The sequence below is a fragment of the Nonomuraea antimicrobica genome, assembly GCF_039536965.1.
GTDB classification, from domain to species: domain Bacteria; phylum Actinomycetota; class Actinomycetes; order Streptosporangiales; family Streptosporangiaceae; genus Nonomuraea; species Nonomuraea antimicrobica.
The window spans coordinates 1-14852 of the sequence record NZ_BAAAZP010000212.1 but is presented as its reverse complement, the minus strand read 5'-3'; the positions used below and the strand labels follow the sequence as shown (position 1 = coordinate 14852).

General features: G+C 70.9%; 16 protein-coding genes. 5 read left to right on the top strand and 11 right to left on the bottom strand.

Features of this window, described 5'->3' with window-relative positions; all coding sequences use genetic code 11:
- Window positions 1-60: 60 nt before the first annotated feature.
- The 7 genes from ABD844_RS45830 to ABD844_RS45800 all read right to left on the bottom strand — a co-directional run bounded on the left by ABD844_RS45830 (window position 61) and on the right by ABD844_RS45800 (window position 9513).
- Window positions 61-3267 carry a WD40 repeat domain-containing protein gene (locus ABD844_RS45830; protein ID WP_344893794.1) on the bottom strand — a complete coding sequence of 1069 codons (3207 nt, stop codon included), beginning with the start codon at window positions 3265-3267 and terminating at the stop codon, window positions 61-63.
- A 356-nt stretch (window positions 3268-3623) separates the two neighbouring features.
- On the bottom strand, window positions 3624-4217 hold the full coding sequence (locus tag ABD844_RS45825; protein ID WP_344893792.1) for a serine hydrolase: 594 nt from the start codon (window positions 4215-4217) through the stop codon (window positions 3624-3626).
- Window positions 4218-4267: 50 nt separating this feature from the next.
- A complete protein-coding gene (locus tag ABD844_RS45820) occupies window positions 4268-5329 on the bottom strand; it encodes an ABC transporter substrate-binding protein (RefSeq protein WP_344893789.1) in 1062 nt (353 codons plus the stop codon).
- Between the two features lie 377 nt (window positions 5330-5706).
- Window positions 5707-7029 (bottom strand): MFS transporter, encoded by a 1323-nt coding sequence (locus ABD844_RS45815; protein WP_344893786.1) that lies wholly within the window; start codon window positions 7027-7029, stop codon window positions 5707-5709.
- Window positions 7030-7064: 35 nt separating this feature from the next.
- Window positions 7065-7880, bottom strand: a complete 816-nt coding sequence (locus ABD844_RS45810; protein ID WP_344893783.1) for an alpha/beta fold hydrolase — start codon at window positions 7878-7880, stop codon at window positions 7065-7067.
- 26 nt (window positions 7881-7906) lie between these two features.
- Entirely contained in the window at window positions 7907-8665 is a 759-nt protein-coding gene (locus tag ABD844_RS45805) for an SDR family NAD(P)-dependent oxidoreductase (RefSeq protein WP_344893780.1), read from the bottom strand.
- Window positions 8662-9513, bottom strand: coding sequence for a sugar phosphate isomerase/epimerase family protein (locus tag ABD844_RS45800; protein WP_344893777.1), 852 nt, complete (start codon window positions 9511-9513; stop codon window positions 8662-8664). The genes ABD844_RS45805 and ABD844_RS45800 overlap by 4 nt, the downstream gene beginning before the upstream one ends.
- Before the next feature lie 168 nt (window positions 9514-9681).
- Here ABD844_RS45800 and ABD844_RS45795 point away from each other — a divergent pair, with 168 nt between their 5' ends.
- Window positions 9682-10554, top strand: coding sequence for a LysR family transcriptional regulator (locus tag ABD844_RS45795; protein ID WP_344893774.1), 873 nt, complete (start codon window positions 9682-9684; stop codon window positions 10552-10554).
- 185 nt (window positions 10555-10739) lie between these two features.
- On the opposite strand, the gene ABD844_RS45790 is transcribed toward ABD844_RS45795, so the two are convergent.
- The 4 genes from ABD844_RS45790 to ABD844_RS45775 all read right to left on the bottom strand — a co-directional run bounded on the left by ABD844_RS45790 (window position 10740) and on the right by ABD844_RS45775 (window position 12180).
- Window positions 10740-10925, bottom strand: coding sequence for a helix-turn-helix domain-containing protein (locus tag ABD844_RS45790; RefSeq protein WP_344893771.1), 186 nt, complete (start codon window positions 10923-10925; stop codon window positions 10740-10742).
- Window positions 10922-11182, bottom strand: coding sequence for a recombinase family protein (locus ABD844_RS45785; protein WP_344893768.1), 261 nt, complete (start codon window positions 11180-11182; stop codon window positions 10922-10924). The genes ABD844_RS45790 and ABD844_RS45785 overlap by 4 nt, the downstream gene beginning before the upstream one ends.
- A gap of 41 nt (window positions 11183-11223) precedes the next feature.
- Window positions 11224-11496: a hypothetical protein gene (locus tag ABD844_RS45780; RefSeq protein WP_344893765.1), complete on the bottom strand. Its 273-nt coding sequence runs from the start codon at window positions 11494-11496 to the stop codon at window positions 11224-11226.
- A gap of 174 nt (window positions 11497-11670) precedes the next feature.
- The gene (locus ABD844_RS45775) at window positions 11671-12180 is read right to left on the bottom strand and encodes a MarR family winged helix-turn-helix transcriptional regulator (RefSeq protein WP_344893762.1); all 510 of its coding nucleotides are present in this window, start codon (window positions 12178-12180) and stop codon (window positions 11671-11673) included.
- 99 nt (window positions 12181-12279) lie between these two features.
- Between ABD844_RS45775 and ABD844_RS45770 the strand changes: the two genes are divergently transcribed.
- The 4 genes from ABD844_RS45770 (at window position 12280) to ABD844_RS45755 (ending at window position 14743) form a co-directional block, all read left to right on the top strand.
- Window positions 12280-12942, top strand: a complete 663-nt coding sequence (locus tag ABD844_RS45770; protein WP_344893759.1) for an FMN-dependent NADH-azoreductase — start codon at window positions 12280-12282, stop codon at window positions 12940-12942.
- Window positions 12943-12994: 52 nt separating this feature from the next.
- On the top strand, window positions 12995-13783 hold the full coding sequence (locus tag ABD844_RS45765; protein ID WP_344893756.1) for an SDR family NAD(P)-dependent oxidoreductase: 789 nt from the start codon (window positions 12995-12997) through the stop codon (window positions 13781-13783).
- Window positions 13784-14149: 366 nt separating this feature from the next.
- Window positions 14150-14389 (top strand): hypothetical protein, encoded by a 240-nt coding sequence (locus ABD844_RS45760; RefSeq protein ID WP_344893753.1) that lies wholly within the window; start codon window positions 14150-14152, stop codon window positions 14387-14389.
- A gap of 3 nt (window positions 14390-14392) precedes the next feature.
- A complete protein-coding gene (locus ABD844_RS45755) occupies window positions 14393-14743 on the top strand; it encodes a recombinase family protein (RefSeq protein WP_344893905.1) in 351 nt (116 codons plus the stop codon).
- Window positions 14744-14852: the final 109 nt, after the last annotated feature.

The following is a 14852-nucleotide window of genomic DNA, read 5'->3' as shown; positions in this document are numbered from 1 at the left end:
TGATCGGCTCTGTCTCTCTTCGTACGGTCCCGTCCTCAGGCCCGGCATCCTGAGCGCCGATCAGCGGTGATAGGTGAAGCCCGCGAGCCCCGCCGCGCCCGCCACGCACACCCCCGAGCCGTCGGGGAACCACGCGACACCGTGCAGCTTGCCGTCCAACACGATCCCGCTCTCGCATCTGCGCAGGCCGAAGTCCCACACGCGCAGGCATCCGTTGGCCGCGGTCGTGGCCAGGCGGGTGCCGTCCGGGGAGAAGGCCACCCCGGTCAGCCGGTCGTCGTGCCCGAACCGCGCTACCCGCTCGCCCTCCATGACGTCGAACAACTCGACGACACCGCCGGTCGTGCCCGCCGCCAGGTACTGGCCGTCCGGTGCGACCGCCAGCGCCTGGATGTTCTTGTCCGCCTCCATGCCGGGGCCGAGCGGGCGGCCGTCGCGCGTCCACCGTCGTACCTCCCGGCCTGCCGCGACGGCCACCCAGGAGGAGTCCGGGCCGATGGCGACCGCACGGACGTCGTCGCCGTACGGTCCCAGGACCACCGACCCCTCGCCGTCACGGATCAGGACGCGGACCTCGTCGTCGGCGGCGACGGCCATCCAGGTGCCGTCCGGTGCGATCGCCGCCGACGGCAGATCGGCCAGGGTCCTGCCGGACTGCACGTCCTCGGTCCTGCGCACGGTGCCGTCCGCGTCGAGCACCCGGATGAGCCCGTCCGCGTCGCCCGTGAGCAGGAACGTCCCGTCGGGGGAGACGGCCACGCTCTCCGCCCACGCCTCGGGCCCCTGTCCGCGCGGGCTCCCGTCGGCGTTCCACAAGTGGACGCCGTCCCTCCCGGCCGTGGCGAGGTACGAGCCGTCCGGTGCCACCGCGACGGCACGGGAGCCGTGCGGGCCGCCGCCCGGCTCGGCCGGAGCCTCCCGCAACGCCAGGACCAAATCCCAGATCCGCACCGTACTGTCGAGGCTCACCGAGGCCAGCCGGCCGCCGTCGGGCGTGAACACCAACCCGTTGATCCCGGCGGCGTGGCCGTGCAGGCGGGCGCGTACCGACCCGCCCAGGTCCATGACCACCACGTTGTCGTCGAAGTCGGCGATCGCGAGCCAGTCGCCGCCCGGTGCGATGGCCAGGGCACTGCCGCTGCAGGACGTGTCGAGCAGGGCGCGCCGGCTGCCGTCGGCGTTCACCAGCAGGACGCCGTTCTCGACGCCGATCAGCGCCAGCCACTCTCCCGAGGGCGCGATCGCCACCGCCCCGGCGCCCTCGTCCTCGAGGACGGTCGCCCGGTGCGTCCCGTCGGCGTTCCACAGGTGGACGCCGTCCCGCCCAGTGGTGGCCAGCCACGTCCCGTCAGGGGAGATGGCGATGCGCTCGTAATCGTCGCCCTCCTCGACGCGGGCGCGCAGCGTCCCGTCGGCCCCCCAGAACCACAGGAACCCGTCCCCGCCCGCAGCCAGCCACGTCCCGTCCGGCGCGATCGCCACCGCCTCGACGCCGTCGGGATGACCGGTGAGGACGTCACGCGGCATTCCGTCCGGCTCCCACAGGCGAACGGTCTTGTCCCAGCTCGCGGTGGCCAGCCAGGAGCCGTCACGAGCCGAGGCCACCGACCTGACGACGGCGTGGTGGCCGAGCAGGCTGTGCGGCCGTACGCCGTCCAAGCCCCAGCGCGGCACCAGAGCATCACCCGCGGCCGCCAGCCACGCTCCGTCCCCGCTGATCGCCAGGTCGGGTAGCCCCACAAAAGCATGGCGGAACGTGCGCAGCAGCGCCGGATGCGGCAGTCCCGGCGGCGTCCAACGGGACTCCAGCCAAGGACGGTCCCTGGCCTGCATCAACCTGCGGAACTCCGCGGCCTGGCCAGGCATCGCGTACAGGCGGGCGGCGAGCGTGGCCATGACGCTCACGCTGATGCCGTGACGCGCCAACTCCAGCACGTGGGCCGAGCCACCCAGGACCCGGCCGAACGCCTCGGCCGGTCCGGCGCCTGCCTTGGCCAGTTCCGCCATCGCAGCCTCGACGCCGGACAGTTGAATCTGGGTGGCCAGCCATAACCCATCGCAGACCACCTCCCGCAGCCCTTCCACGTCTCCGGCGTCGGCATGCAGGCTCGCGATGCGCCGCACCAGCCACTCGCCGGTGCCGGGCAGGTCGGCCCAGCCCTCAAGGTCCTGCCCCATGCCGGCGTCGATCAGCGCCCGGCGCGCCCGGGCCAGGCCCTCCGGGCCGAGCAACTCGCGGACGCGGGCGCCCGCCTCGCGCACGAGCACCAGATCCGCCTCGTCGGTACGCCGCCTGAGCAGGGACAGCCCCTCCAGCCTGGCGATCAGCTCGTCAAGCCGACCGCCTGTCATGCCGCCGTCCGCGCTCCACAGCATCGCGGCCACACCGATGGGGACGGTCTCGTCCGCGCCGAACAGGCCGAGCTCCAGGAACCGCTCGGCGGCGGCCGGGTCGACCGTGCGCAACCAGCCGACGGAGTGATCCACGAGGGTGCCGATCAGCGCCGCCCGCGAAGCGGGGTCGGTGAGATCCACCCGTTCCGCGATCGCCCCCGCGATCCGCGCCGCCACCGCGCCGGCCGGTTCTCCCGCGACGCCCTGATCGGCGATCGCCCCGTGGACCATGTCCAGGGCGAGCGGCCAGCCACCGGTCAGCTCCGCCAGCCGGGCGGCCGCCCCCTCCTCCAGTTCGGGCAGGTCGCGACGCAGCAGCTCGACAGCCTGCGCCGACGCCATCGGCCCGACGGGCACCGTAACGGCGAACTCCGGCAGGTCATCGGCGACGGCGGTGGTGACCAGCCACGTCCACCCCGGCATCCGGAAGACCAGCGGCGCGACCTGGACCGTGTTCGGCAAGCCGTCGATCACCACCAACCGGGCCCCGGGCGTGAAGATCATCTCTTCCATGACCTCTGACACCGCGTCCTCGTCGTGGATGTCTGGAATGTCGTCCAACTGGGCCTGGAACTGATCCTCCTCGCCATACAGGTGGCCCAGCACGTCGACCAGCTCGGGAATCCACTGCTCCGGGCCCGCGCCGCCGGCGTTGACCCAGCCGACGCCCTCGGTGAAGTGCTCTGCCACCTCGGAGCGGTGCAGCGCGGCCGCCACGACGGCGGTGACGCCCATCCCCTCCACGCCGCCCGCCTCCGGGACCACCGTCACAAGGCCGCCGTCCCCGGAGGTCAGCGCGGCCACAACCCGATCCACCTCCGCCGGACGCTCGATCCACCCGTCCGTACCGGGAATCGCCCCTGCCCGCGCCATCTGCGCCCCCTTCGTCGCTTAGGAAGATCAACGCCGCGGGGCGCCGAAAGGTTCGCCCCGCGTACCCGGCGTCCCAGAAAGTGGCCCCGGCCGGCCCGACGCGGGCGGCCCGGCCGCCCCTGCACGGTACGCGGAGCTCCGGCCCCGGCCTGCGACGTGGATTGCGCCCTTGCTGATCGCACACGGTAATGCCAGAGACATCGGGGCCAGGTGCCGGCCGTCGCTTGACAACCCCAGATAGGCCGATGAGGACACCCGAACGGCGGCGCGGGAGGCTCTGGAAGAGTTCGACGCCCGCCAGGCCGCCGCTGACGCGGCGGACCCCGCCGCGGCCGGGCGGCCGGACGGGCCGGTGTTCAGTCCGCCGTCTGAGCCGGATCGGCCTGCCCGCCGCAGAACACCTCGTTGACGAGCCGTTGCTGGGCGTTCCGGAACGCCGCCGCCATGGACGGGTCGGCGTCGTCGACGCAGTTCAGCGCGGCGGTCAGGGCCTTGCTGCCGTCGGGCGTACTGTACATCGGCGCCGCGTGCCCCACGGAGGCGCCCGTCAGCGCGGAGACGAACGTGTGCAGGTCCTGGACGGTGGAGATCATGTCGCCGCCGGTGGAGATCCAGGAGGGGTTGTGGCGGGTGACGTCGGCCGTCGTCCGCTCGCTCGCGTTCACGTAGCTGTAGCAGGCGTGGGCGTACGGCCCGGGGATCTCCGGCGAGGCGTCCGGCGCCACGAAGTTGACCAGGCGGCTGGTGTGCTGCAGCAGCGTCCGCGCGGTGATCCGCCGGTCCACCGCGAACTCGGGCAGGCAGCCGTCCACCGGGTCGTCCAGCCCGATCGTGCCCTCGGCCACCAGTTGCAGCATCAGGGTCGCGGTGAAGGTGTTGTGTTGCTGCCGATCCGTACGTGTCCGTCGATCGGCGGCCTGGCGGTCCCCCTCAACCGTGATCCAGCTCACAACCCCTTCCGATGTCGCTGTACGCGGGCACGCCCCCGGCGACGCTCGGCTCAGCCGGCGTGCAGGATCCGAAGACGACCGGGCTCCGCCGGGTCTCGATCGACGACCTGGACCGGCGCCCAGGCCCACTGCCAAACGCCGATGCCCGGCGTGCGGGAGAACCGGATCTGCCCGCGGGTGCCTTCGGCCACGACTTGTGGCCAGGATTCGGCGATGCGCGCCCGGTCCGCGCCATGCGAACGCAGCATGCCTGCGAGGACGGCGACCGCGTCGTAGCCCTCGAAGGCGACGAAGGAGGGCTCTGCGGCCAGCCGCTCGCGAAGGGCCGTCCCGACTCGTGCACCGAGCGGGCCGAGGCGCTCGGGCAGGTAGCGCAGGAACGGGATCGCGGCGCCGTCGGCGCCCAGCGACGACGCCCATTCGGCGAACTCCGGCTGCCCGGCCGGAGCGCCGATCATGACCTCGGCGAGGCGCCGGTCACCGCGGACGGACCTGACGATCGGCACCGCCGGCTCGGGGTGGCCGACCAGCAGAAGGAGAGCTGTCGCGCCGTTGTCGGCGAGCGCGTCGCACACGTCCGCGGGGGCGAGCGCGCCCATGTCGAGTTCGATGATGTCGCCGCCGCGTGGAGCGAGACGGTCCCGCAGGATGCGGGCCCCGGCCGCCCAGTAGACACTCGGCTGGGCGGCAACGGCGATGCGGCTGTGGCCCGCGCCGAGGAGGAAGTCCGCGTAGATCCCCCAGCCGCGCGACTGCGCCGGGGCGAGGCGCGCGACCCAGTCCGTCGGTTGTTCGGTGAGCGCGTCGAGGATCGCTGACGAGCAGAGGAACGGCAGGCCGAGGGCGTCGGCCCTGGCGGCTGCGGCGCGGGCTACGACGCTGTGGTACTCCCCCGCCAGGGCGGCCACGCCCAGGTGAGCCAGTTCGTCCACGGCCGCGGCGGCCCTCCGCGGGTCGGCCGCGGTGTCCCGGACCACCAGCTCCAGCGGTCTCCCGTCGATCCCGCCGTCGTCATTGACCTCGCCGACTGCCAGCTCGAGCCCGGCGAGCAAGTGCCGGCCCGCCTCGACCCAGCCGGGCGGAGTCAGCGGAACGAGGGCGCCGATCCGCACGGGTGATCCGTGGGTCCGCTCCACTCCAGGTGGCGGTGGTGGCGTGCTCATGCGTCGGCCTCTCCCGTCTGGCGGTTCGGTTGCAGTCTGCCCGGCATCGCAGAACGGCAGCGTCCCGGGGGGCGCGTTCCGCTCATCTCGCCGTGGCGGGCGCGCCCGGGTGACCAGGCCACCGTTCCCGTTCCCCCTTCGGATGCCGCCTGCGGCCCGTGCGGTCGAAGGCGACACACGGTACGCATCGCGAGCGCCGGCAACGACGGCGTGGTACGCGTGTCGCCGCCGGTGGACGACCTGCTGGCCCGGGGCCCGAACCGACGGCCGGGCGGGCAGTGCTGAGTAGTTCGTCTGGGGTGAGGTCCAGCGGGGGGTGGTGTGGTTCAGGCTGGGACATGGTTGCTCCTGAGGGGATTGTGGCGGTCGCGTTCGGGGTCGACGAGCAGGGCGAACAGCACTCCGGCGACGGCGAGCAGGATGCCGCTAAGCAGGAAGGCGGTGGTGTAGCCGGCCTCGGGAGTGGCGGCGCGGTCCAGGAGCCATCCGGTGATGATGGGGCTGGCGATGCCGGCGGTGACGCTGAGCCCGGAGAAGGCGCCGAGAATTCCGGCGCGCTGAGCGGGCGGCACGAGTTCGGCCACGGCCGGGTTGGCGAAGGTGTTGACGGTGACGGAGATGCCGTAGCCGAGCATCAGCAGGGCGATGGCGGGAAGCGGCGTGTGGATCAGCGGCAGGCAGGTCAGCAGGATGCCGGCGCCGGTGAGGCAGGCACCGCCGAGCAGGCCGCGGGCCCTTCTGGAGGTGACGCCGGTGCGGAGCAGCCGGTCGGTGACCGCTCCGGTGGTGACCAGCGCCACGATACCGAGCGCGCTGGGCAGCCCGAACAACGACCCGGCCGCCTCGGGTGAGAAGCCCAGCGCGTTCTCGAAGTAGGAGGGCAGCCAGGTGAAGATGATGGCGGCGAGCGCGTTCTGGGCGAAGTAGGCGAGGAAGCAGCCGATGAAGGTGCGGTTGAGCAGCGCGCGGCGCCAAGAAATGCGGGTCGTGTGGCCGGGCTGCGGCTGGTCGCCCCGGGCGGGGGCGGCGCCGTACGGTCCTTGCCGCCCGGTGGCCAGCCACAGTACCGACCAGGCCAGCGCGAGTGCTCCGACAGTGAGGAAACCGGCGCGCCACCCGAACCCGATGATGATCAAGGTGAGCACGGGCGCGAGGGCGATCTTGGCGACGGCGGCACCCGCGGTGTAGAGCGCTTGAGGCAGGCCGCGCCGCTCGTTGGGGAACCATGAGTACAGCACGGTCATGGACAGCGGGTTGGCGGGTCCTTCCGCGGCTCCGACGACGATCCTGCTCGCGTACAGCATGCCGCCGGTGGCGGCGACGATGGCGGGCACCTGGCCGATCGCCCACAGCAGGCCACAGACCAGCAGGACCCACCGCGGGGAGATGCGCTGTGCGGCGAAGCTGACGGCGATACAGGTGAGGCCGAACAGTACGTAGGAGGCGCTGCCCAGGGTTCCGAAACCGGCGGCCGACATGCCGAGTTCGGCGCTCATCGGCTTGGCGACCAGGCCCAGCAGGGCTTTGTCGAGGAACACCACGACCGAGGAGAGCACCAGCACGGCGGTGACGCCCCAAGCGCGGGCCTTGTAGCGGGGTGATGACGGGGGAAGGGCGCCGTACGGGGCGAGGCTTTCGTTGACTGTCACGGCTGTTGGCTTGCCTTTCTGCGGGGGGCGGAGGGCTATCGGGGAAGGGCGGCCAGCCACTGCATGAGGGTGTGATTGATCTCGTCGGGCTGTTCCTGGTGGATGAAGTGGCCCGCGTGAGGGTGCTGCACGATCCGGCTGTGGCCGTGCGGCAGGCACAGGCGCTCCACCTCGGCGCGTGCCGGGTGGCGGTGGAAGGCCAGCACCGGTTGGCGGCGTTGGCGCAGGACGGGTTCGGCTTGGGGACGAAAGCGCAGGCTGCTGGGGCCGAAGGCGCTGTGGCGGAAGGTTTGAGCGCGTAGCCATGCCGGCCGTGTCAGGACTTCCAGCAGGTGCCAGGTGCGCAGATGCTCCGGGGTGGCGGGGGTGTGGAAACGGTCGCTGATGAGGTCCTGCGCGATCTGGTCGGCGTTCGGTCCCTCCAGGTCGTCGGCCAGGCGGGTCATCCACTCCCGCTCGCTGGGATCGCCGGCGTAGTCGGGGTCGACCAGTGCCAGGGCTTGGACCAGGTCGGGGTGGCGGGCGGCCAGGACGGTGGACACCGAGCAGCCCATCGAATGGGCGAGCAGGACGACCGGTGCCAGATCGGCGTGCCGGATCAGGGCCGCCAGGTCTTCGGCGTGGTCGCCGAGGTCGTAGCCCGATGGCGGAGTGCTGGAGCGTCCGTGTCCGCGCAGGTCCACGACCACGGTGCGGTAGTTGGTCCGCAGGGCGGGGATCTGGTGGATCCAGCCTTCGGCCGCGCCCCACAGGCCGTGCACGAGGAGCAGGTTGAGCGGCGGACCTGGGTGGGTGGCGGGCGGGTATTCGGCGTAGAACAGGCGTACACCGGAGCGTTCGAAGTAGGGCACGGAAGGTTCTTTCGGGATGTTGGTCGTCAGGCCGTCGGTGCGAGCTGGGCTCCGCCGCACACGTGCAGGATCTCGCCGGTGATGAAGGCGGCCCGCTCGCCGGCCAGGAAGGCGACGGCATCGGCCACGTCCTGAGGGCGGGCCAGCCGGCCGAGCGGGGTCATCGCCCGGTGGCGGGCCGCGAACTGCTCAAATTCTTCTTCGGTACGACCTGCCCTGGTCAAGGGGGTCTCCACCACGCTGGGTGCCACGGCGTTGACGGTGACGCCGAGCGACCCCAGTTCGACGGCGAGGGTCCGGGTCAGGCCCACGATGGCCGCCTTGGAGGTGACGTACGCCGTGGGGCCCCCTCCGAGCCAGGTGCGGGAGCTCACGTTGACCACGCGGCCCCCGCCATGGCGCTGCCACCAGGGCCGCATCGCCTGGCAGAGCAGCATCGGCCCGCGCACGTTGACCGCCATCGTCGTGTCCCAGGCGTCGGGGGTCTGCCCGGACAGCGGCAGGCGCGGGTTGATGGCGGCGTTGTTGACCAGGCAGTCCAGACGCCGGCCCGCGTGTTCCAGCCGGGCGATCTGCTCGCGGACCGCATCGGGGTCGCTCACGTCCACCCGGTACCCGGAAGCGTTTGCGCCGCTGGACGCCGACAGGCGGTTCGCCGCCTGCGTCACAGCGGCTTCGTCGACGTCGAAGAGTGTCACCTCGAAGCCGTCGGCGGTCAGCTGGGCGGCGATAGCCTGGCCGAGGACGCCCGCCCCTCCGGTGACGATCGCCCCTTTCGCGCTCACGCTCGCTCTCCCGTCGTCGGCTCGAACGTGGCGTGGCCGCGCAGGTAGGCGGCGTTGAAGGCGAGGGCCTCGTGCGGTGGCCGATCGGTGCTGAAGTCCTCTACCGACACCCATCCGCGGTAGCCGGAGCTTTCGAGCCGCCGCAGGATCGCGGGCACGTCGAGCACGCCGTCGTTCATCGGCGTCCATCGGTGCCGCCACGGGCCGCCGCCCTCGGCACGTTCGAAGGCGGCGTTCTTGAGGTGCACGTGGGCCAGGTGCTCGCCAAGGATCTGCAAGGCCAGCCGGGGATCCTCCGACCCCTCCACCACGGTGTTGCCGGGATCGTAGATCACTCCCACCAAGTGCGGAGGAAGCTCTTTCACGACCTGCTTGGCCAGCGCGGCACTGGGACAGATCGTCCGCTGGTGCATCTCCAGCAGCGCCTGCACGCCGAAGCGGCCGGCCAGCTCCGCGACCTCGCCGAAGAACGCGATGGCCTGGCCGAGTGCCTGATGGAACCCGCCGTCCGTGGTGGGCGGCGCCCACAGGCGGATCCGCGGCGCGCCCGCCTCGGCCGCCAAGCTCATCAACTGCTCGACCCCCCGCAAGTCGCCGACCTGGACGTAGCCGCTCAGCCCGACGACAGCCAAGCCCACGCGGTCACAGAGCTTGCGCGCGTGGCGGATGTCGTCTCGTCGCGGGCGCAGGGTGCAGCGGTTGTTGCGCAGGAAGTGCGCCGGTCCTTGCGAACCGGTCTCGGCGGCGACCCGCCATTCGACTCCGGCATACCCGGCTGCGGCCGCCGCCTCGGTCGCCTGGTGCGGCGTCAGCTCCGGCAGGCAGGCCGAACATACGCCAAGCCTCATCTTGCTCCTCGAAGAACGCAGCATGGAGGGCTGCTCACTGTTTCGCGTCACCATCGGTGATGGCCGTCGACATCAGTACAGGGCCGGAGACACGTCGCAGTCCAAGTCCTTCTAAGCACGCCTACTATGTTCCGCAGGCATAGCCCAGCCGCCGGGTGAGGAGGGACCGTGGAACTTCGACACCTGCGATACTTCGCCGCGGTGGCGGAGGAGGGCTCGTTCTATCAGGCCGCTCAGCGTTTGCTGGTCTCGCAACCGTCGCTGAGCCGGCAGATCATGGATCTGGAACGGCAGCTCGGCCAGCGGCTGTTCGAACGCACCTCCCGGGGGGTGCGGCTGACGCCGAGCGGACAGGCGCTGCTGCAGCACGCCCGGCAGATCCTCGGTCTCGCCTCGACCACGCAGGAGATCGTCTCGGAAGCCGCCCGGGCGCGGCAGGTGGTCTCCGTCGGCGTACCTCCCGCCACACCCGGTTCCTGGCTGTCCTCGGTCGTCGAGGCGGTGGACACGGTGCTGCCCCATGCCGAGCTGAACTATGTGGAGGCCACGAGCTTCGACCAACTGCGTCTGCTCCACGAGGGCAGGCTCGATCTGTGCCTGGTCCATCAGCAGCCGCCCGGCCACTACGCCTCGTGGCTGTTGCGCCGGGAGATCCTCGGGCTGGCAGTGCGGCCCGGCCATCCGCTGGCCGGCGAGCCTGGTTACCGGATCGGCGATCTGCACGCTCTGCGGGTGCTCGTGCACGCCCGTGAACGCGAGCCAGCCCGTGAGAGTGTCACGGCGGCCGTACTGGCCATCGGCGTCCGGCCGTACTGGCAGTTCGCCCAGTTCACCGAGCACGTCCTGGCCTGCGCACAGGCGACGCGGTCCGACGCCGCGCTGGTCGCCTCGCACGTCGCCGCGCTGAAGCTGCCCGGCTGGCACTGGCGGCCCGTCCAGGAGCTACCCCAAGCCGTGATGACGACATGGCTGGTGTGCCAGCGGCCCACGCGGGCCGTGGTGGACGAGGTGGCCGGCGTCCTGCGGTCCGTGCCAGCCTGACCAGGCGTGATCGTGCCGGTGCTCCGGTGAGGCTTACCAGGCCGCACCTGGGTCAGGGCGGCCCGGCCGGCGCGCTCACCAGCGGTCCCAGCGCAGCACATCCTCCCGCGGGATACGGGGGGCGGGCTTGAAGTCGGTGCCGAGAGTGAAGGCCAGCGGGATGAAGGCCGCCAGCAACTGCGCAATCAGCTTCCCGGCTCCAGTTCGGCTCGCGCCGTTGGCTGTACGACGACAGGTCGGCCGCTTGCGAGTTCGGGCACGTACTTGTAGATCGTGGAGCGGCTGACGCCGAGCAGGCGGGCGATGGATGAGACGGTGTTCTCCGGCCGGGTGAGCAGGTCCCGGGCGTGCCGGATCTGCTCGGCGGTCATCGCCGACGGGCGGCCGAGGGCACCACGAGGGTGTCGCCGACGCGCAGGTAGTCCAGCGCCTTCCAGAGCTCCTCGCGCTCGGCGTTCTTGCCGGATTTCTGGTCGGCGAAGATCCGGATGCAGCCCGCCGCGGTGAGGGCAGTCATCTGGCGGTCCAGGAGCTGGTCGGCGGTGGAGACGCGGGCGTAGCCGATCAGCGCCCCCGGCGGGCCCTCGGGTTCGGCCGCCAGTGGGTTCTCGCCGGGAGATCCCTCCAACGGCGGACCTTCGCGAAGCGCGAGGTTCTCGGTCGTGGTGTTCACCACGAGCCGCCGCCGGGGGCCAGCATGGTGACGGTCACCTTGAGTGGCTCATCAGGGGAGGTCTGGCTGCCGCGACCGTAGGCGGCCTGGGTGACCATCCATCGGCCGATGCACCCCTGGCAGAACCGGCGAGGTGGGCGGCCTGGCGTCCAGGACGATGGTTCCAGCGCCTCTTCCACGATTTCGAAGTCGACGTCCATCTCGCGGCACAAGATGCAGTCGTTACGGGCGTGGGGGTAGGGCAGTACGGGCTCGGCGATGGGCTCCATGACTTGAAAGTGTGGAGATAAGGGTGCTGGTGCACTTGTTGAACACCCGATTTTCTCAACACGTTTTCAACAGGTCGCGGAGCCGGGGAGGGGCGTCCGGAGCCCGTCGGGCTGTGGTGTTGAGAATCGAACGATTCTCAACTTGGTCAACAAGGTGCCGTGACCTCAGAGCGGTCAGGCCGGGTCGGGCGCGCAGGCGGTTTCGGGTGACCGTCCGTCCTCGACTTTCGCGATGGGCTCGCCGGCGAGATGTTGTAGCGAGCTCTGCAGTGTGGTCCGGGCCAAGGGGGCGAGGTCGGCCAAGAGCTGGTTCTCGATCGTCTCGATGTCGGCGCGGGCGGCTTTGAGGGCGCGGTCGCCCTCGGGGGTGGCCTCGATGATGCGGGCCCTGCGGTCGGCGGGGTCGGGGCGGCGGCGCACCAGGCCGGCGTCCTCCAGTTCGTCGAGGATGAGGACCAGCTTGCTCTTGTCGACCGATACGGCCTGGGCGAGGGCGAGCTGGGTGCGGGCGGGGGCTTCGACCACGGCCACCAGCACCGTGTAGCCCCACAGGGTCATTCCGTGCTCGCGCACCGCGGCGGTCTCAGCGGTGGCCAGGCCTTGCTTTAGTCGCGCGAACAGCCAGTGCAGGTCCTGGTGCAGTCCGCTCCCGTGCGGGCCTTCGGATGTGGGGGCGTGGGCCATGGACAGCATGATACCAAGCCAAGATGTTCTTGACTTGAAATTATCTTGGTCTATATTGATTGCGATTCCAGACCATCTTGAATGTGAGGCAACCTTGTGATGCATCTTCTGCATCTGGACGCCAGCGGACGCAGCGAGTCGTTCTCCCGCAGGCTCGGCGAGACCTTCGTGGCCGACTGGCGTGCCACGCACCCGGACGGCGTCTACACCTACCGGGACCTGGTGGCCGATCCGGTGCCACCCATCGACGAAGACCGGGTCCGCCTCGCCACCCAGTCATCGGTGAACGGGGTGCGCGACATCGAGACCATGGACCAGGTGGCCGCCGGCGCTCCCGAGCTGACCAGGAGCTGGGCGACCACCCGCCCGCTGGTGGAGCAGCTCCTCGCGGCCGACGTCCTGCTCCTGGGCGTGCCGATGTACAACTTCACGGTGCCCGCCGCGTTCAAGGCGTGGATCGACCGCGTCACCCTGCCCTGGCTGCCGCTCAAGGGGAAGTCAGCCGTGGTGCTGAGCGCGCGCGGCGGCGCCTACGGACCCGGCACCCCCCGCGAGCACTTCGACTTCCACGAGCCCTACCTGCGCGCCTACTTCTCCGTGCTCGGACTTGACGACGTCACCTTCGTCCATGCCGAACTCACCCACGCCACGGTCATGCCCTTCCTCGCGCAGTTCCGCGAGCAGCACGAGACCTCCCACACCACGGCGCTGGGCGCGGTGCACGCCCTGGCAACCCGGGTGCGCGCCGAGACGCCGTCCTGACCGCGACTCCCCGACCCATCAGCGAAGCGAAGACAGAAGGACAACCCACACCATGAACACTGATCTCAGCGGCCGCGTGGTCCTGATCACCGGCGCGTCGACCGGCATCGGCGCTGCGACCGCCCGCGCCTACGGCCGCGAAGGCGCCCGCGTGGCGATCACCTACCGCAACCATCCCGACAGCGCCGAGAAAGTGGCTGCCGATGTCGAGGCCGCCGGCGGGCAGGCGTTCATCGTCCGGCTCGACCTCGAGGACCTGGCCACCATCGACCATGCCGTCGCGACCGTCGTCGAGCGCTGGGGCGGCATCGAGGTCCTCGTCGCCAATGCCGTGCGCTGGGGCGGCGATGGGCCGCCCGACCCCAGCGTCCGGTTCGAGGACGTGCCTCTGCAGGAATGGGACGCCATGATCGGCGCCAACCTGATCGGAACAGTGGCGACGGTCCGCGCCGTCCTGCCCGGCATGCGCGCCAGGAGCTGGGGCCGTATCGTGCTGATCTCCTCAAGCGTCGCCGAGGAGGGCCTGCCCGGTCCGGGGCCCTATGGCACCGCCAAATCCGGCCTGTACGGCCTCGCCCGCAGCCTGGCCTGGAACGGCGGCCGTGATGGGATCCTGGTCAATGTCGTGGCGCCGGGCTTCACCCTCACCGACAGCCGCCCCGACATCCCCGCGTTCGTCACCGACACCCTCGCCGCCGCCACCCCCACGCACAGGCTGTCCACCTCCGACGACGTGGCCAACCTCATCGTCTTCCTGGGCTCGGAAGCCAACGGCAACCTCACCGGCGAGGTGATCCGGGACGGCTCCGCCGCCGCCCGAGCACCGCACATCGGCGGATAGCGGGCCCACCCCGCAACCACATCAATACGCTCCCCACCCCCTGGCAGGTGGGGAGCGCTACCAACTCGCCACGGACCGACTATCCGGGTACATCCCAACCCTCGCGGAACCAGCGGTCGCATCCGGTACCGGCCCTCCGCTCCCGAACGTGACCCCAGCCGCCAGGTAGCCGATCCGCCGGTCTTCGGTCTGTCCGTGGGGTATCGGGATTAGAAGGTTTGACGACACCCATGTGAAGGCCGTCGAGCGGACCAGGTGAAATCGGACAGCAGGGAACGAAACACCCCGTCGGGCAATTCGATCCGGCTGCTGATTGACGACAGGATTTCCCGACAGAACGGGGCTCCGTACTACCGAGGAGCGCCGGTGCGGATCGTTTACTCCCGCTCGTCCACCGCGACCCAGTCGCTGCTTCGGCGGCGGCACATTCTCACCGTGGCCGGGTTGTTGGTCCGGACCGGAGGAGTCGCCGAGGGGTTCCATCCGGTGGAGGGGGTGCTGCTGTTCGAGGACCCGGCGACCGCCTCCAGGATCTCCGCACTGGAATGGGCCGCGTTCGCCAAGGTCGCCTCCGCTGCGCACCCCGGCGACGCCCTTACCGTCTGAGAGCTGTTCCGGCTCTGCCGCGACCTGATGGACATCCACGCCGTCCGGGAGTGGTGCCAGGCCCGCGGCGTCGTGCTGCGAGTCTTGTCGGGGCCGCTGTCCAACTTCCACGACCTGGCCGCCGACGACGCCACCACCGCCACCGCCCTGATCATCAACGTGATCACCGCCGTCGGGCAGTTCCAGCGCGACCTGCGAAACGAACTGACGCTGAAGGGATCGCTGCGGCCGAAGCCGAAGGCCGCTACCGTGGCCGGCCACCCGCACTCGCCGGAGGCCGGCTTGAGGAAGTGCGGGCGGCGTTCTGTGACGAGGGCGCCTCGATCGCGGGTCTCGCGCGTGAGCGCGGGGTGAGCCGAGTCGCCGTGCGCACCGCACTGGCAGACCTGCTGCCCGACCTGCTGCCCGACCTGCTGCCCGACCCGAGGATCCCGCCCCCTCAGTCCTGATCGAGAGATGGGCC